A 17,401-nucleotide genomic window follows, 5' to 3' on the forward strand; every position below is an offset into this window, starting at 1 on the left:
AAACCCGCAGTGCAGAGCAAAGCGAAAACACCACCTCAGCGTGATTTGCGGCCGGTGAGCGCGTCCGGATCCTGCTTGTAGTTGGTGAGGAACTGGGTGTAGCTGTAGACCTGTGCCGGCAGCAGGTGGCTGGGCATGTCGAACAGCGCGTAGTAGTACGGTTCGCGCCCCTGGCAAACCTCTGCGGGCAGGCAATATTGTTCCCACTCCACACAGGCCGGGGTGTACATGCCGTCGCCGGGCCAGAAGAACGGGACGATCTGCTTGTCGTGCAAGCCCTTGAGCAGCGCATCGGGCGCGTTGTACGCCTCGGCGTTCTCCAGGTGCGTGAGCATGCTCGCGTTGGTCTCGATGACCATGAGCGTGGCGCGCCCGTCGGCCGTGAGCAGCAGCACGCCGGCGGGGTGCGGATACAAGTAGTACTCGATGAAACGGTAGCGTGTAGACAGCTCACGCACGAGCCGTGTGATCGCGGGGTCCGACAGAAAACTGAATGAGTGGCGCGACAGCAGATCGCGCAATGTGCTCGACAGGTTGCTGAAGTAGCGCACCTGCAGTGCTTCGATTTCCGCGCTAAGCCGCTCGGCCATCGCCGGATTGTCTTTCTTGATGTAGCGGTCGATCAGGCCGTCGTTGAAACCCTGCACGGCGATGTTCTCGTCGGCCATGCCGGTGAGCAGGATCGTCATGCACGGCAGATCTTTGAGCTTGGCGCAGAACTCCAGCCCGTTCATGCGCGGCATGGAGTAATCCACCACGATGACAGAGGGCTGCAGGAAGCGATTGACCTCGTGGATCTGGCGGTAGACGCGGTCAACGTCAAGCTGGATGGTGCGGCGCTCGGTCGAGAACGTCAGGTCGTCGTGCGTGACGCGCACGGGCAGGAAACCCGGCATGCGAAGCGAATGCCACTGGCGCAGCCACACCAGGGCCTCTTCCGGATCATTGAAGGCCAACAGCGCGCGCGATGGGTCCATCTGGAACCCGAGGCTTTCCACGAACGATTGGCTGTCGTCGACCACCACCGTCAGGGTGGGGTGGAAATAGACCGGCAGGGCGCTGTCCTGTTGCATACGTCGGGAGGAATCGGAAGAGGGCCGGGTGCAGCGCACGGCCGGTGTGGCCGGCGCTGCCCGTTTGCACTACGTTACTGCCTGCCGCCGCCGGGAGCAAGCGGAACCCGTTTGACCTGACGGCCCGTTGACAGCCGTCAGTGCACGGCCTTACTCGACAGACTTCACCATGTCTTCGACGACCTTCTTGGCGTCGCCAAACACCATCATCGTCTTGTCCATGTAGAACAGCTCGTTATCGAGCCCGGCGTAGCCGGCGTTCATCGAGCGCTTGTTCACGATGATCGTCTTGGCCTTGTAGGCCTCCAGGATCGGCATGCCGGCAATGGGCGACTTCGGATCGTTCTTGGCCGCCGGGTTGACCACGTCGTTTGCGCCCAGCACCAGTACCACGTCGGCCTGGCCAAACTCACCGTTGATGTCTTCCATTTCAAACACCTGGTCGTACGGCACTTCGGCTTCGGCCAGCAGCACGTTCATGTGGCCCGGCATGCGGCCTGCGACCGGGTGGATCGCGTATTTGACGGTGACGCCCTTGTCCGACAGCTTTTCGGTCAGTTCCTTCAGGGCATGCTGCGCGCGCGCCACCGCCAGGCCGTAGCCGGGGACGATGATGACTGTTTCGGCGTTGCCCATGAGGAAGGCCGCATCATCCGGCGAGCCCGATTTGACCGGGCGCTGCTGCCCGCCGCCACTCGCTGCGGCTCCGGCGGAAGCCTCGGAGCCGAAGCCGCCCAGGATCACGTTGAAGAACGACCGGTTCATCGCCTTGCACATGATGTAAGACAGAATGGCACCGGATGAACCGACCAGCGAGCCGGCAATGATCAGCATCGGGTTGTTGAGCGAGAAACCGATGCCCGCCGCAGCCCAGCCCGAATACGAGTTCAGCATCGACACCACCACCGGCATATCGGCGCCGCCGATCGGAATGATGATCAGCACGCCCAGCACAAAGGCGATGGCCGTCATGATGACGAACGGCAGCCAGCTCTGGCTCAGGAAGAACAGGATGCCGAAGCCCAGCATGGCCACCGCCAGCAGCAGGTTCAGCATGTGCTGGCCAGCAAACTGCACCGGCGCGCCTTGGAACAGACGGAACTTGTACTTGCCCGACAGCTTGCCGAAGGCGATGACCGACCCCGAGAACGTGATGGCCCCGACGAACGTGCCGATGAACAGCTCCACGCGGTTGCCCAACGGCAGCACGTTGTCACCAGCCATCGTGATGCCGAACGCCGACGGTTCGGCCACGGCGGCCACGGCAATGCACACGGCGGCCAGACCGATCAGCGAGTGCATGGCCGCCACCAGCTCGGGCATCTTGGTCATTTCGACCGTGCGCGCCACATAGGCGCCGATGCCGCCGCCAACAACCAAGCCCGCGAAGATCAGGATGAAACCCGTGGATGTGCCGCTCTCGGTGCCGGCAAACATCTCGGCCTTGAGCTTGTAGATGAGCGCGATGGTGGTGACGGCGGCGATTGCCATGCCCGTCATGCCGAACGCGTTGCCGCGCCGCGCCGTGGTCGGGTGCGAAAGCCCCTTGAGCGCCTGGATGAAGCACACCGACGCCAGCAGGTACAACAGGGTGACGAGGTTCATGCTCATTGCTTGGCTCCCTCGCTCTGACCGCCCTTGGCCTTCGGCTCTTTCTTCTTGAACATCTCCAGCATGCGCTGGGTGACCAGGAAGCCGCCAAACACGTTGACCGCTGCCAGTGCCACCGCCACCACGCCCATCGTGCGGCCCAGGCCCGTCTGTGTCAGGCCGGCCGCCAGCATGGCGCCGACGATGATGATGGCCGAGATGGCATTCGTCACGGCCATCAGCGGCGTATGCAGCGCCGGCGTGACCGTCCAGACCACGTGGTAGCCGACGTAGATCGCCAGCACGAAGATGATCAGGTTGATCACCGTGTGATTGACCAGCTCCATGAGTGCTCCTCCTCGCTTCTTGGTCGATGTGCGAAGCGGCCCTGTCATGCAGACACGGGCCGCCTGGCGCGTCAGGTTTCCTTGATGGCCTTGATCTTGTTGCCCTCGCCCAGCAGCACGACCTTGGGCTTGTAGGCGGCGACCTCCTCTTCGTTCATCGGCGCGTAGGTGCAGATGATCAGCAGGTCGCCCACGTGGGCGCGCCGTGCAGCGGCGCCGTTGAGCGAGATTTCGCCCGAGCCGCGCTTGCCCTTGATGATGTAGGTCGAGAAGCGTTCGCCGTTGTTGACGTTATACAGCTCGATCTTCTCGTATTCGCGCATGTCGGCAGCGTCGAGGAGGTCCTCGTCAATGCCGCACGAGCCTTCGTAGTCGAGATCGGCCTGGGTGACCGTCGCGCGGTGCAGCTTGGCGCGAAGCATGTTGCGTTGCATGAAGCTTTCCTTGAAACAAAAATGAAATCGCCACTGGCGACCAGGCCGGGTTGTGACGCCCGCCAGGCCGCCGTCTCCGTTCTTATTTGGCGGCGCTCGTGGCTGCGGGAGCGCGCACCACCTGGCCGGCCTGACTGAGCAGGCAGGCGGCCACGATGTCGTCTTCGCGGTTGATGTTCAGGCCGCCATCCTTGTCGATGATCAGCTTGAGGAAATCGAGCACGTTACGGGCGTAGAGGGCAGAGGCATCGGCCGCCACCATCGACGCGAGGTTGGTGTAGCCCACCAGCGTGACGCCATGCTTGACGACCACACGGTCGGCTTCGGTGAGCGGGCAGTTGCCGCCTTGCGCCGCCGCCAGATCGACGACGACCGAGCCCGGCTTCATCGCCTGCACGGTGGCTTCGGACAGCAGCGTCGGCGCGCGGCGGCCCGGGATCAGCGCCGTGGTGATGACGATGTCGGCCTGGCTTGCGCGCGTGTGCACCAGTTCTGCCTGGCGGCGCATCCAGTCGGGCGGCATCGGGCGGGCATAGCCGCCCACGCCCTGGGCGATCTCGCGCTCTTCGTCCGTCAGGAACGGCACGTCGAGGAATTTGGCCCCCAGCGATTCGATCTGCTCCTTCACGGCCGGGCGCACGTCGGAGGCTTCGATCACGGCACCCAGGCGCTTGGCCGTGGCGATGGCCTGCAGACCGGCCACACCGGCGCCCAGGATCAGCACGCGCGCGGCTTTCACGGTGCCGGCGGCCGTCATCAGCATCGGCATGAAACGCTGGTAATGGTTGGCCGCCACCATCACGGCCTTGTAGCCGGCGATGTTGGCCTGCGAGGAGAGCACGTCCATGCTTTGCGCGCGCGTGGTGCGTGGTGCAGCTTCCAGCGCAAACGCGGTGACGTTGGCGGCGGCGAGGCGGGCCGTATTTTCGTCATCAAAGGGATTGAGCATGCCGACAAGCACCGCGCCCGGCTGCATCTGCGCCAGTTCGGCCGCTTCTGGCGAGCGCACCTTCAGCACGATCTGCGCGCCGAGCGCTTCAGCCGCGGTGCCGATCTTGGCGCCCGCAGCCACGTAAGCGTCGTCGGGCTGGGCGGCGGCTACGCCGGCACCCGATTGCACCGTCACCTGATGGCCAAGCGCCACGTACTTTTTCACCGTTTCCGGGGTCGCGGCAACGCGCGTCTCGTCCGCCCGCGTCTCCTGCGGGATGCCGATGTGCATCGTGTTCTCTCCTCGCTGATTATGTTTAGGATGCGCGCGAAGTGAACGAAGGCGCGCTGGATCAGGATCGACGTGCAGCTTACCCGAACTTTTTGGCGCACGGACGCTCGTCGAATGGCATGTCGAATATCCGAACCGACAAGGAATGCAGGCCGATCCTGCGCAAACGTGTGCTCAATTGCTCACAACAGCGGCGCGCGGCGATATGTGTCTGCTCCAACGCCCTGGGCAAGCGGGGAGGGCGGCCTCCAGCTACAATAACGCCTTGTTTTTGTTGCCTTTTTGCCATGAACCAAGCTGTTCGCTGGAAACCCAGTGTTACCGTTGCCGCCGTCATTGAACAAGATGGGCGCTTTCTACTGGTTGAAGAGCACACCGATGTCGGCTTGCGCCTGAACCAGCCTGCCGGCCATCTCGACCCGGACGAAAGCCTGGTCGACGCCGTCGCGCGCGAGGCGATGGAAGAAACCGCGTACAGCTTTGTGCCGACCGCGTTCCTGGGCTGCTACATGGCGCAGTTCCAACCGCCGCAGGGGGATCCGATCACCTATGTGCGGATGGCATTTACCGGCGAGCTCGGCCCCCAAGACCCGCGCCGCGCGCTGGACGACGGCATCGTCCGCACCGTCTGGATGACACCGGATGAAATCCGCGCCAGCCGCGAACGCCACCGCAGCCCGTTGCTGCTCGCCTGCGTGGAAGACTACCTGGCCGGCAAGCGCTACCCGCTCGATGTCATCCATACGCACGCCAGTGTGTATGGGCTCGGAGGGCAGCCATGAGCAAGAAGCGCATCGTCGTCGGCATGTCCGGCGGGGTGGATTCGTCTGTCACTGCCTGGCTGCTCAAACAGCAGGGCTACGACGTAGTCGGCCTGTTCATGAAGAACTGGGAAGACGATGACGACAGCGAGTACTGCTCGACCCGGCAAGACTGGATCGACGTGGTATCGGTGGCCGACCTGATTGGCGTGGATGTGGAAGCCGTCAACTTTGCCGCCGAGTACAAGGACCGCGTATTTGCGGACTTCCTGCGCGAATATTCGGCTGGCCGCACACCCAATCCCGACGTGTTGTGCAACGCCGAGATCAAGTTCAAGGCCTTCCTCGATCACGCGATGGCGCTGGGCGCCGACACGATCGCGACCGGGCACTACGCCCGCGTGCGCGAGGTCGATGGCCGCTTCGAGCTGCTCAAGGCGTTCGATCACACGAAAGACCAAAGCTACTTCCTGCACCGGCTGAACCAGGCGCAACTCTCGCGCACGCTCTTCCCGCTGGGCGAGATGCCGAAGACGAAGGTGCGTGAGATCGCCGCCGAGATTGGCCTGCCGAACGCCAAGAAAAAGGATTCCACCGGCATCTGCTTCATCGGCGAGCGGCCCTTCCGCGATTTCCTCAACCGCTACCTGCCGACCAAGCCCGGCCCGATCAAGACGCCCGACGGCAAGACCATCGGCGAGCACATCGGCCTGGCGTTCTACACGCTGGGCCAGCGCAAGGGCATTGGCATCGGCGGCAGCCGCGACGGCACCGGCGATGCCTGGTATGTGGCGCGCAAGGACATGGCGGCCAACGCGCTGTATGTGGTGCAGGGTCACGATCACCCGTGGCTGCTGGCGCACACCGTGCATGCTGATGATCTGAGTTGGGTGGCCGGCCACGCACCCGCCGAAGGCGCCCATCTTGGCGCCAAGACGCGTTATCGCCAGGCGGATGCACCTTGCACGGTTGTACGCGCGGCAGATGGCGCGCTCACGCTGGCCTTTCCCGAGGCCCAGTGGGCTGTCACGCCCGGCCAATCCGCTGTGCTGTACGACGGTGAAATCTGCCTGGGCGGGGGCATTATTTCGGCTGCTGAACCGGCTCTCGTCGAAAAGGCGGTCGCCTAAGCGGTTTTCGCAACACTGCGTTGTGACGGCTGCGGCTGTTGCGGCACTCGTTTAAGCTTGCGCCCTGATTGTCTCCACACAGGGTTGTCATGCTGCCACGTCGCTACTGGGCCTTTGCGGGCGTTGTGCTGTTGTTTGCCGTCACCGCCGGGTTTGCGATAGCGGGGCGTCTGCATTGGGTGTGCGCGGTCATTCCGGGCATGCTTGTCATCCTGGGCGTGCACGACATCACACAGGCGCGCCATTCGGTGTTGCGCAACTACCCGCTCTGGGGCCATTTCCGCTTCCTGTTCGAGTTCATTCGCCCGGAGATCCGCCAGTACTTCGTTGAAGACGATACGGACGAAAAGCCCTTCTCGCGTGCCCAGCGCAGCATCGTCTATCAGCGCGCCAAGGGCGAAGTCGATAGCCGGCCGTTCGGCACCGAAGTCGATGTGAAGGTGCCGGGGCACGAGTGGATCGGCCACTCGCTGGCGCCCACGCGCATCGCCTCGTCGGACTTTCGCGTGATGGTGGGCGAGGGCCGCGCCAAGCCGTATTCCATGTCGGTGTTCAACATCTCGGCGATGAGCTTTGGGGCGCTGTCGGGCAATGCCATTCGCGCGCTCAACCGCGGTGCGAAGCTCGGTAACTTCATCCATGACACGGGTGAGGGTTCGATCTCGCCCTACCACCGCGAAGAGGGCGGCGACCTGATCTGGGAAGTGGCGTCGGGCTACTTCGGCTGCCGTGACGCCAATGGCCGCTTTGATCCGGACCGCTTTGCCGAGCAGGCGCGCAGCCCGCAGGTGAAGATGATTGAGGTGAAGCTGTCGCAGGGCGCCAAGCCGGGGCACGGTGGCGTATTGCCTGCTGCCAAAGTGACGCCCGAGATTGCCGCCACGCGCGGCATTCAGATTGGCAAGGACTGTATTTCGCCAGCCGCGCATTCGGAGTTCAGCACGCCGCTGGGGCTGCTGCAGTTTGTGGATCGGCTGCGCACGCTGTCGGGCGGCAAGCCCACTGGCTTCAAGCTGTGCATCGGACATCCGTGGGAGTTCTTCGGCATTGTCAAGGCGATGCTGGAGTCGGGCATCCTGCCGGACTTCATCGTCGTCGACGGCGCGGAGGGCGGCACGGGTGCAGCGCCGCTCGAATTTACGGACCACGTCGGCACGCCGCTGCAGGAGGGGCTGCTGCTGGTGCACAACACGTTGGTGGGTGCCAATCTGCGAGACAAAATCAAGATTGGCGCGTCGGGCAAGATCGTCACGGCGTTTGACGTGGCGCGCACGCTGGCAATGGGTGCCGACTGGTGCAACGCTGCGCGCGGCTTCATGTTTGCGCTCGGCTGCATCCAGGCGCAGAAGTGTCACACCGACCGCTGCCCGACCGGCGTAGCAACACAAGATCCGTCTCGCCAGAAGGCGCTCGTGGTGCCCGACAAGGCCGAGCGCGTGCATCAATATCACGCGCACACGTTGCATGCGCTGCTGGAACTGACGCAGGCGGCCGGCTTGCAGCATCCGGCGGATTTTCGCGCGCACCACATCGTGCGGCGCGTGTCGGGCAACGAGGTGCAGTTGCTCTCCGCGCTGCTCAAGTACCTGGAACCCGGCGACCTGCTTGCGGGGCGGTACCGCTATCAACTCTATGAGCGCTACTGGCCGATGGCCCAGGCCGAACGGTTTGATCCGGTGGCCGTGTAACGCTCGTGAGTTTCCGTTGCTACTGCGGCTGGGTTTCCATGAAACTCGGCCGCTTTTCAATGCGCGCGTAGAACGTCGCCAGGTTGGCGTGACGTTCGCGCCAGTCGATCTGCGGCTGGCGGAAGTCCAGGTAGGCAAGCGCGCAGCCCACGGCGATGTCGGCCAGCGTCAGGTGGTTGCCGTTGCACCAAGTCTTGTCAGCCAGGCCTTGCGACATGGCTTGCAGCGCCTGATCGATCTTGTGGGTCTGGCGCGCGAGCCACGTTTCGCTGCGTTGCTCGGGCGTGCGCTGCGTATGTTCGATGCGCAGCATGAGCGCGGCGTCGAGCAGGCCGTCGGCCAGCGCCTCCCAGCAGCGGACTTCCACGCGTTCGCGGCTCGAGGGCGGAATGAGGCGCGCCACCGGCGACAGCGTATCGGCGTATTCCGCAATCACGCGCGAGTCGAATAGGGCGCCGCCATCGTCCATCACCAGGCAGGGCACCTTGCCCAGCGGGTTGAACTGGTGGATTTGCGTACCTGCGCTCCACACGTCTTCCAGCACGAACTGGTAGTCGATTTTCTTTTCAGCCAGGACGACGCGCACCTTGCGGGTGTACGGGCTGGCATGCGATCCGATCAGTTTCATAGGCGTGTCATGTTGGAGGCGGAAGTATAGCTGCGCACTTTCCCGAGTGCGCTGCGCGGCGCCTGAACCCGACTCAACCAAACGGAGGCTTGCTTTAGGCCGGATTGGCCATGAAAGACAGGTGCCGGGTGGTAAAATCGCGGGCTCGCTTGGGTGCGCGTATGCACCTTGGTTCAACGCGCAACGCCGCGTCCGGGTTGTCCGGATTGAGATTCCCTTCACATTTTTCCCCGCCTGCCATGTCGTCGCTTTCTGCCCTGACCGCTCTGTCTCCCATCGATGGCCGCTATGCTGCCAAGGCCGATCCGCTGCGCGAGTGGCTGTCGGAAGCCGCTTTCATGCGCAACCGCGTGAAGGTGGAGGTGCACTGGCTGATCGCCTTGTCGCAGGCCGGCCTGGCTGAGATTCCGCGTTTCTCGGCGGCCGCCGAAGGCGCACTGCTGGCCCTGGTCGAGAACTTTGCCGAGGCAGACGCCGCCCGCATCAAAGAGATCGAAGCCGTCACCAACCATGACGTGAAGGCTGTCGAATACTGGATGAAGGAGCGCGTGAAGGGCAACGCCGAGCTGGAAGCCGCCAGCGAGTTCATCCACTTCGCCTGCACGTCGGAAGATATCAACAACACCTCGCACGGGATGATGCTCAAGGGCGCGCGCGATACGGTGATCGTGCCGACGCTGCGCCGCGTACAGGCTCGCCTGGTGGAACTGGCGCATGCCAATGCCGACGTGCCGATGCTGTCGCGCACGCACGGCCAGCCGGCCAGCCCGACCACGCTGGGCAAGGAAATGGCCAACGTGGCCGCCCGCCTGGACCGTGCCATCCGCCGCGTCGAAGCCGTTGAACTGCTGGGCAAGATGAACGGTGCCGTGGGCAACTACAACGCGCACCTGTCGGCATATCCGTCGCTGGACTGGGAAGCCTTCTCGAAGAACGTGATCGAGACCCGCCTGGGCCTGACGTTCAACCCGTACACCATCCAGATCGAACCGCACGACTACATGGCCGAGCTGTTCGACGCCGTGGCCCGCGCCAACACGATCATCCTGGATCTGGATCGCGACGTCTGGGGCTACATCTCGCAGGGCTACTTCAAGCAGAAGACCAAGGCCGGCGAGATCGGCTCGTCGACCATGCCGCACAAGGTCAACCCGATCGATTTCGAAAATTCTGAAGGCAACGTCGGCTTGGCCAACGCGGTGCTGCGCCATCTGTCGGAGAAGCTGCCCGTGTCGCGCTGGCAGCGTGACCTGACGGATTCGACCGTACTGCGCAATATCGGCGTGGCGTTCGGCTACAGCCTGCTCGCGTACGACGCCTGCCTGCGCGGCATGGGCAAGCTGGAAACCAACCCCGCCCGCTTGGCCGAAGACCTCGACGCCTGCTGGGAAGTGCTGGCCGAGCCGGTGCAGACCGTGATGCGCCGCTACGGCATCGCCAACCCGTATGAGCAGTTGAAGGAACTGACGCGTGGCAAAGGCATCTCGCGCGAGGCGCTGCGTGAATTTATCGGCACGCTGGCGATTCCCGAAGACGCCCGCAAGTTGCTGCTGGACATGACGCCCGGCAGCTACATCGGTAAGGCTGAAGAACTGGCACGCCGTATCGCCTGATTGTTGCAAAAATTTGGTGGTGCCGTGTGAAGAACGGCCCGCTCTCGAATCCGAGGGCGGGCCGTTTTGCTTGGTGTCTTCCGAAGAACCTTTCGGCGGGCCGCTAGTATTAGTATGCCTAGTCAATCAAAAAATTTGAATTGCTTGATGAACTTCAGGCGGCCTTGGCCGGTCGGATCGCGCAAATAATGCACAATCGTTTGGCGCCGTGGTCTTACCCACAGGCGCCGCCTACTGAGCGCTCAAAAACACCGAGGGAACCGATGTCACAAGCCGCCCACTCGAATCTCGCCACGCGCGGCGCCGCTGACCACGGCGCCTATGCCAAGCCCGCGATTGCGATGCACTGGATCGTCGCCCTGCTGATCTTCGCGGCCTTCGGGCTCGGTTTGTACATGACCGATATCCCGGGCTTTACGCCAACCAAGCTGAAGCTGTTCTCGTATCACAAATGGATTGGCATCACGGTGCTGATCTTTGCGGTGCTTCGCGTACTGTGGCGTCTGACGCACCCCGCCCCGGGGCCCGTGCCGGGCATGCCGAAGTGGCAGCACGCCGCCGCGGAAGCCGCACACGTCGGGCTGTATTTGCTGATTCTGGCGGTGCCGCTGACCGGCTATCTGCTGAGCGTCGCAGCCGGGGTCAAGGTTGTCTATCTTGGCCTGTGGGAACTGCCGATGCCGTTCGACAAGAGCGATGCGCTGAAAGACATCTTCAGCATGGCGCACGAATGGCTGAACTGGACCATGGCGGCTATCGTCGTGCTGCACATTCTGGCCGCGCTCAAGCACCACGTCGTCGATCGTGACGGCACGCTGCGCCGCATGGCGCCTTTCCTCCGCTGATTTCCAAACACGCCGGTGCACGGTGTGTGCCGGCGCTCTGCCTTTCCATCCTGACCAAGACTGCCGGCATGACCCGGCCTGACCGAAGGAGTCTGATGATGAAACGTTTTGTGCGCCCCCGCGCCATTGCCCTGGTTGCTGCCGGCGCGCTATCGATCGCTGCCGTATCGGTATCGGCCATCGCCCAGGTCGATGCCGCCAAGAGCAGCGTCACCGCCACCGGCAAGCAGCTCGGTGTGCCGATGGACATCAAGTTCGGCAAGTTCGACGCTGCAGTCAATTACAACCCGTCCAACGTGGCTGCATCGACCGCGAAGGTCGACATCGACGTGACGAGCGTTGACGTCGGCAGCAAGGAATACAACGACGAACTGAAGAAGAAGGACTGGTTCGACACCGCCAAGTACCCGAAGGCGACGTTCGTATCGTCCGCATTCAAGCCCGGTGCAGGCGGCAAGGTCGATGTGATCGGCAAGCTGACCATCAAGGGCGTCACGCAGGACGTGACGGCACCGGTGACGTTCAAGCAGGACGGTGCCAATCAGATCTTTGAAGGCGCGCTGCCGGTCAAGCGCAACGTATTCAAGGTGGGTGACGGTGAGTGGAAGGACACGTCGGTTGTCTCGGACGACGTAACGATCAAATTCCGCGTCGTCATCGCCAAGAAGTAATCAGAAGTCTCAATCCAACGTTTTTCGGCCCTCGTGTGCCGCCTTTTATTCCGCAGGAGTTCTCATGAAATTGCGTATCCTCGTTGCCGCCCTGTCCGCTGTTGCCGCCACCGCCGCCTTTGCTGCCCCCGCTACGTACCAGCTCGATCCGAGCCATACGTACCCGAGCTTTGAAGCCGACCACATGGGCGGTCTGTCGAAGTGGCGTGGCAAGTTCGAGAAGTCCAGCGGCACCGTGACGCTGGATCGCGCAGCCAAGACCGGCAGCATTGACGTGACCGTGCAGACCGACAGCATCGACTTCGGTCTCGCCAAGATGAACGAGCACGCCAAAAGCGCCGAGATTTTCGACGTGGCCAAGTACCCGACCGCCTCGTTCAAGGGCAACTTCACGAAGTTCAAGGGCGACGTGCCGACCGAAGCCGAAGGCCAGTTGACGCTGCATGGCGTGACCAAGCCGGCCAAGCTGGAAATCGACGCGTTCAAGTGCATGCCGCACCCGATGCTCAAGCGTGAAGTCTGCGGCGCCGATGCCGAGATGAAGTTCAAGCGCGACGACTTCGGCGTCGATTACGGCAAGGCTTACGGTTTCAACATGGAAACCAAGCTGAAGATTCAGGTGGAAGGCATCAAGCAAGACACCAACGTCGCACAGCAGTAAGCCACGCGATCGCCACAGCCAAAGAAAAAGCCCCGCAGTTGCGGGGCTTTTTTGTTGCCCGAGGGATGAATCCTCGGGGCAGCGCGTAGCAGGGTCTTCAAACCTGCGCGCCAAAGTTCGGATCGTCTTCTTTCGGCCCACCGGCCTTCTTCTCAGACTTGACCAGGTCTTCGCGCTTGACGCCCAGCCACATGCACAGCGCAGCAGCCACAAACACCGACGAGTAGATGCCGAACAGAATACCGATCGTCAGGGCCACGGCGAAGTAGTGCAGCGTCGGGCCGCCGAATACCAGCATCGACACCACCATCATTTCGGTTGACCCGTGGGTGATGATCGTGCGCGAGATGGTGCTGGTAATCGCGTGATCGATCACCTCGTGCGTATTCATCTTGCGGTACTTGCGGAACGCTTCGCGGATCCGGTCGAAAATCACCACGGATTCGTTGACCGAATAGCCCAGCACCGCCAGCACCCCCGCCAGCACCGACAGCGAGAACTCCCACTGGAAGAATGCGAAGAAGCCCAGGATGATCACGACGTCGTGCAGGTTGGCGATCACACCCGCCACGGCAAACTTCCATTCGAAGCGGATCGACAGGTAGATCACGATGCCGATCACCACGAACAGCAGCGCCAGCAGGCCGTCGGTGGCGAGTTCCTTGCCGACCTGCGGGCCGACGAACTCAACGCGCTGCAGCTTGGCGTCAGGGTTGGCGGCGTTCAGGGCCGTCATCACCTGCTGGCTTTGCACGGCCGAGGCGATGGGCTTGCCATCCGGACCGGTCTTGAGCGGCAGGCGGATCATCACGTCGCGCGAGGTGCCGAAGTTCTGCACCTGGGCGTCGGCATAGCCGAGCTTCTCAACGTCGCCGCGGATCTTCGGCAGATCGGCGGCCTGGGTGTAAGCGACTTCCATCACCGTACCGCCAGTGAACTCCACCGACAGGTGCAGGCCCTTGTGGAACAGGAAGAAGACAGCGGCGATAAACGTCAGGAACGACAGCGCGTTGAGAATCAACGCGTGCTTCATGAACGGAATGTCGCGGCGGATGCGGAAAAACTCCATGGTCTGCCCTTTGTGGCGACCGCCCCTTTTGTGCCGGGGGCGGTGCCGGTTATGCGAGATTCGTTGTGGGTGGCGTGATTACTTGGCGGGCGATTCTGTGTTCGTATTGCCCGGCTTCCACACCTGCCCGATGGCGACGCTCTGCAGCTTCTTCTTGCGGCCGTACCAGAGGTTCACGAGACCGCGGTTGAAGAACACTGCCGAGAACATCGACGTGCCGATCCCCAGGCAGTGCACGATCGCGAAGCCGCGCACCGGACCCGAACCGAAGGCAATCAGCGCCAGGCCGGCGATAAGCGTGGTCACGTTCGAATCGAGGATGGTCGCCCATGCACGGTCGAAACCGGCGGCGATGGCCATCTGCGGCGATGCGCCGCCGCGCAGTTCTTCACGCACGCGCTCGTTGATCAGCACGTTGGCGTCAATGGCCATACCGAGCGCCAGTGCGATTGCCGCGATACCCGGCAGCGTGAGCGTGGCCTGCAGCATGGAGAGCAGGGCGATCAGCAGGAACACGTTGACACCCAGGGCTGCCACCGAGAACGCACCGAACAGCATGTAGTACAGCACCATGAACACCGAGATGGCGAGGAAGCCGTACAGCGCTGAATCGAAACCCTTCTTGATGTTGTCGGCACCCAGCGACGGGCCGATGGTGCGCTCTTCGATGATCTCCATTGGCGCCGCCAGCGAGCCTGCGCGCAGCAGCAGCGCCAGATCCGAAGCTGCCTCGGTCGAGCCCATGCCAGTGATCTGGAAGCGCGAGCCCAGTTCTGACTGGATGGTCGCCACCGTCAGCACTTCGCCCTTGCCCTTTTCAAAGAGCACGATGCCCATGCGCTTGCCGATGTTGTCACGCGAGACATCGCGCAGCATGCGGCCGCCCTGGCCGTCGAGCGTGATGTCGACCGACGAGTTGTGATTCTGGTCGAAGCCGGCCGAAGCGCTGGTGATGCGGTCACCCGTGAAGATCACCTGCTTTTGCAGCAGCACCGGAGCGCTGCGGCCTTGCGTGAACAGTTCGTCGCCCAGCGGCACCGGATCGCCGGCACGCGGCACGAGCGGCGCGTTCGGATCTGCCAGGCGCGCTTCCAGTGTGGCGGTGCGGCCAATGATGTCCTTGGCCTTGGCCGTGTCCTGCACGCCGGGCAGTTGCACGACGATGCGGTCCGGACCCTGCTGCTGGATCACCGGTTCAGCCACGCCGAGTTCATTCACCCGGTTATGCAGCGTAACGATGTTCTGCTTGACTGCGTTGTCCTGCACTTCCTTCATCGCAGCGGCGGTGAAGGTACCGGTGAGCGTGGCGCCGTCTGCGCTCTTGTCCACGGTGTAGGCCAGTTCGCGGGTCGAATCGGCCAGCAGCGCACGGGCGCGGTCGGCCTCGTCCGGGGTGCTGAACTTGATCGTGATCGTGTTGTTGTTGCGGTCGATACCGTTGTGGCGGATACCCTTGTCGCGCAGTTGCGTACGGATGTCGCCGGCCAGCGAGTCGAGCTTCTTCGTCACGGCACCGTTCATGTCGACCTGCAGCAGGAAGTGCACGCCACCGCGCAAATCGAGGCCCAGGAACATCGGCTTGGCAAAGAACGGCGCGCCACTCAACCAGCGCGGCGAGCCCGGCAGCAGGTTCAGCGCCACGATGTAGGTCGGATCGGCTTGATCAGTGTTCAGGCCGCGAGCCAGGACGTCCTTGGCCTTGAGCTGCGTGTCGGTGTCGGCAAAGCGCACGCGCACGCTGGCGGAGGTTCCGTTGTTGTCGAAGAACACACCGTTGGGCTGAATGCTGGCCGCGGCCAGCAGGCTTTCGACCTGCTTTTGCACGTTCAGGTCGACCTTGACGGTGGCCTTGCCTGAAGACACCTGCACAGCAGGCGCCTCACCGAAGAAGTTCGGCAGCGTATAGAGGAACCCAATGGCAAGCGCCACCAGGATCACAATGTATTTCCAGAGCGGATAGCGATTCATCTTGGAATGCAGAGAGGCGACGCCGAGAGGCGCGGGCGCGGATTCTTAGAATAGGCGCTGCCTGGGGTTCCGGCGCCAGCGCAATCGTGCGCGGCGCCGGGATGGGCCGATTTACAGTGCCTTGAGCGTGCCCTTGGGCAGCACGGTCGTCACGGCGCTCTTCTGGACGGTGATTTCGGTGTTGGCAGCGATTTCCACGGTGACGTACTGCTCAGCCACCTTGCTGACCTTGCCCAGAATGCCACCGGCGGTGACGACTTCGTCGCCCTTGGCCAAGGCTTCGAGCATCGCCTTGGTTTCTTTCTGGCGCTTCATTTGCGGGCGGATCATGATGAACCACAGCACCACGAACATCAGGATGATGGGCAGGAAGCTCATCAGGCCACCCGCGGCACCACCAACAGCCGGTGCAGTTTGCGCGTAAGCGTCGGAAATCAGGAACACGTCAGAACTCCGTAATGGTTCGTCAATCGGTCAAAAATCGGACCCGACATTCTACCATTGCGGTGCCGCGGCAAATGGGCGCGCCTGGCGCCCTGTGGAGCGGGGTTACAGCGCTCCGCGCGCGCGGTCTGCGGCAAAGCGCGCCTGGAATGCGGCAAAGCCGTGCGACTCGATGGCGGTGCGCATCTCGGCCATCAATTCCAGGTAGTAATACAGGTTGTGGATGGTGTTCAGGCGGGCCCCCAGGATTTCGCCGACGCGCTGCAGATGGTGCAGGTAAGCGCGCGAGAAGTTGCTGCAGGTGTAGCAGCCGCAGGTCTCGTCCAGTGGGCGCGGATCGTTGCGGTGTACCGCGTTCTTGATCTTGATGTCGCCGAAGCGGGTGAAGAGCCAGCCGTTGCGCGCGTTGCGGGTCGGCATCACGCAGTCGAACATGTCGATGCCGCTGGCAACGCCCGCCACCAGATCTTCCGGCGTACCCACGCCCATCAGGTAATGCGGCTTGTTGGCAGGCAGACGCGGTGCCACGTGCTGCAGCACGCGCATCATGTCTTCCTTGGGCTCCCCGACCGACAGGCCGCCGATGGCGTAGCCGCCGAAACCTTCGCCGCCTGCATCGGCGTCAATTGCTTGCAAACCGGCGAGCGATTCATCGCGCAGGTTCTCGAACATGCCGCCCTGGACAATGGCGAACAGCGCGTTCGGATTCTTCTCGCGCTCGAATTCGTTGCGCGAGCGTTGCGCCCAGCGCAGGCTCATGCGCATCGAGGCGGCGGCTTCCGCCTCGGTGGCGGGGCGATCGCCGATCTTGTACGGCGTGCATTCGTCGAACTGCATGACGATGTCCGAGTTCAGCCGGCGCTGGATCTGCATCGAGATCTCGGGCGACAGGAACAGCTTGTCGCCATTGATGGGCGATGCAAACGTCACGCCTTCTTCGGTGATTTTGCGTAGATCACCCAGCGAAAAAACCTGAAAACCGCCGGAATCGGTCAGGATGGGCTTGTCCCAGCCATTAAAGCCGTGCAGGCCCTTGTGCGCGTCCATCACTTCCAGGCCGGGGCGCAGCCACAGGTGGAACGTGTTGCCCAGGATGATCTGCGCGCCGATGTCCTTCAGCTCCGCCGGCGACATCGCCTTGACCGCGCCATAGGTGCCCACCGGCATGAAGATGGGCGTTTCCACCACGCCGTGGTTCAGGGTCATGCGGCCGCGTCGGGCGAGGCCATCGGTGGTGAGCAGTTCGTACTTGAGCAT

The 17,401-nt window shown here is 62.9% G+C and carries 17 protein-coding genes; 7 read left to right on the plus strand and 10 right to left on the minus strand.

The genetic code is table 11. From position 1 onward, the window contains the following. Nucleotides 1-35 precede the first annotated feature (35 nt). The 5 genes from M1D44_RS01850 to M1D44_RS01870 all read right to left on the minus strand — a co-directional run bounded on the left by M1D44_RS01850 (nt 36) and on the right by M1D44_RS01870 (nt 4,666). Nucleotides 36-1,073, minus strand: a complete 1,038-nt coding sequence (locus M1D44_RS01850) for a response regulator (protein WP_024979077.1) — start codon at nt 1,071-1,073, stop codon at nt 36-38. 150 nt (nt 1,074-1,223) lie between these two features. Continuing rightward, on the minus strand, nt 1,224-2,684 hold the full coding sequence (locus M1D44_RS01855) for an NAD(P)(+) transhydrogenase (Re/Si-specific) subunit beta (protein ID WP_024979076.1): 1,461 nt from the start codon (nt 2,682-2,684) through the stop codon (nt 1,224-1,226). Continuing rightward, the gene (locus tag M1D44_RS01860) at nt 2,681-3,010 is read right to left on the minus strand and encodes an NAD(P) transhydrogenase subunit alpha part 2 (protein WP_024979075.1); all 330 of its coding nucleotides are present in this window, start codon (nt 3,008-3,010) and stop codon (nt 2,681-2,683) included. Before M1D44_RS01860 ends, M1D44_RS01855 begins: the two co-directional genes overlap by 4 nt. Before the next feature lie 71 nt (nt 3,011-3,081). Further along, nucleotides 3,082-3,444 (minus strand): aspartate 1-decarboxylase, encoded by a 363-nt coding sequence (gene panD, locus M1D44_RS01865; protein WP_024979074.1) that lies wholly within the window; start codon nt 3,442-3,444, stop codon nt 3,082-3,084. A gap of 82 nt (nt 3,445-3,526) precedes the next feature. Continuing rightward, nucleotides 3,527-4,666, minus strand: a complete 1,140-nt coding sequence (locus M1D44_RS01870) for a Re/Si-specific NAD(P)(+) transhydrogenase subunit alpha (protein ID WP_024979073.1) — start codon at nt 4,664-4,666, stop codon at nt 3,527-3,529. A 287-nt stretch (nt 4,667-4,953) separates the two neighbouring features. On the opposite strand from M1D44_RS01870, the gene M1D44_RS01875 reads away from it, so the two are divergent. From M1D44_RS01875 to M1D44_RS01885, 3 genes are all read left to right on the plus strand, one after another. Next, nucleotides 4,954-5,448, plus strand: coding sequence for an NUDIX hydrolase (locus tag M1D44_RS01875; protein ID WP_316853040.1), 495 nt, complete (start codon nt 4,954-4,956; stop codon nt 5,446-5,448). Next, a complete protein-coding gene (gene mnmA / locus M1D44_RS01880; protein WP_316853041.1) occupies nt 5,445-6,557 on the plus strand; it encodes a tRNA 2-thiouridine(34) synthase MnmA in 1,113 nt (370 codons plus the stop codon). The genes M1D44_RS01875 and mnmA overlap by 4 nt, the downstream gene beginning before the upstream one ends. Before the next feature lie 89 nt (nt 6,558-6,646). Then, nucleotides 6,647-8,245 carry an FMN-binding glutamate synthase family protein gene (locus M1D44_RS01885; RefSeq protein WP_112183689.1) on the plus strand — a complete coding sequence of 533 codons (1,599 nt, stop codon included), beginning with the start codon at nt 6,647-6,649 and terminating at the stop codon, nt 8,243-8,245. Between the two features lie 19 nt (nt 8,246-8,264). On the opposite strand, the gene M1D44_RS01890 is transcribed toward M1D44_RS01885, so the two are convergent. Further along, complete coding sequence (locus M1D44_RS01890) at nt 8,265-8,873, minus strand: glutathione S-transferase (RefSeq protein ID WP_024979069.1); 609 nt, start codon at nt 8,871-8,873, stop codon at nt 8,265-8,267. A 239-nt stretch (nt 8,874-9,112) separates the two neighbouring features. On the opposite strand from M1D44_RS01890, the gene purB reads away from it, so the two are divergent. The 4 genes from purB (at nt 9,113) to M1D44_RS01910 (ending at nt 12,663) form a co-directional block, all read left to right on the plus strand. Continuing rightward, the gene (gene purB / locus M1D44_RS01895; RefSeq protein ID WP_024979068.1) at nt 9,113-10,486 is read left to right on the plus strand and encodes an adenylosuccinate lyase; all 1,374 of its coding nucleotides are present in this window, start codon (nt 9,113-9,115) and stop codon (nt 10,484-10,486) included. A 263-nt stretch (nt 10,487-10,749) separates the two neighbouring features. Further along, a complete protein-coding gene (locus M1D44_RS01900) occupies nt 10,750-11,331 on the plus strand; it encodes a cytochrome b (RefSeq protein WP_024979067.1) in 582 nt (193 codons plus the stop codon). Between the two features lie 98 nt (nt 11,332-11,429). Then, complete coding sequence (locus tag M1D44_RS01905) at nt 11,430-12,002, plus strand: YceI family protein (RefSeq protein WP_024979066.1); 573 nt, start codon at nt 11,430-11,432, stop codon at nt 12,000-12,002. Between the two features lie 64 nt (nt 12,003-12,066). After that, nucleotides 12,067-12,663: a YceI family protein gene (locus M1D44_RS01910; protein WP_024979065.1), complete on the plus strand. Its 597-nt coding sequence runs from the start codon at nt 12,067-12,069 to the stop codon at nt 12,661-12,663. A 97-nt stretch (nt 12,664-12,760) separates the two neighbouring features. Here the strand turns inward: M1D44_RS01910 and secF are convergent, their stop codons facing one another. The 4 genes from secF to tgt form a co-directional block, all read right to left on the minus strand. Then, nucleotides 12,761-13,732 (minus strand): protein translocase subunit SecF, encoded by a 972-nt coding sequence (secF, locus tag M1D44_RS01915; RefSeq protein ID WP_024979064.1) that lies wholly within the window; start codon nt 13,730-13,732, stop codon nt 12,761-12,763. A 78-nt stretch (nt 13,733-13,810) separates the two neighbouring features. Then, nucleotides 13,811-15,700: a protein translocase subunit SecD gene (gene secD, locus M1D44_RS01920; protein ID WP_316853042.1), complete on the minus strand. Its 1,890-nt coding sequence runs from the start codon at nt 15,698-15,700 to the stop codon at nt 13,811-13,813. A gap of 111 nt (nt 15,701-15,811) precedes the next feature. Next, complete coding sequence (gene yajC, locus M1D44_RS01925) at nt 15,812-16,144, minus strand: preprotein translocase subunit YajC (RefSeq protein ID WP_024979062.1); 333 nt, start codon at nt 16,142-16,144, stop codon at nt 15,812-15,814. Nucleotides 16,145-16,249: 105 nt separating this feature from the next. Continuing rightward, a complete protein-coding gene (gene tgt / locus M1D44_RS01930; protein WP_024979061.1) occupies nt 16,250-17,401 on the minus strand; it encodes a tRNA guanosine(34) transglycosylase Tgt in 1,152 nt (383 codons plus the stop codon).

The organism is Ralstonia sp. SA306 (assembly GCF_054792405.1).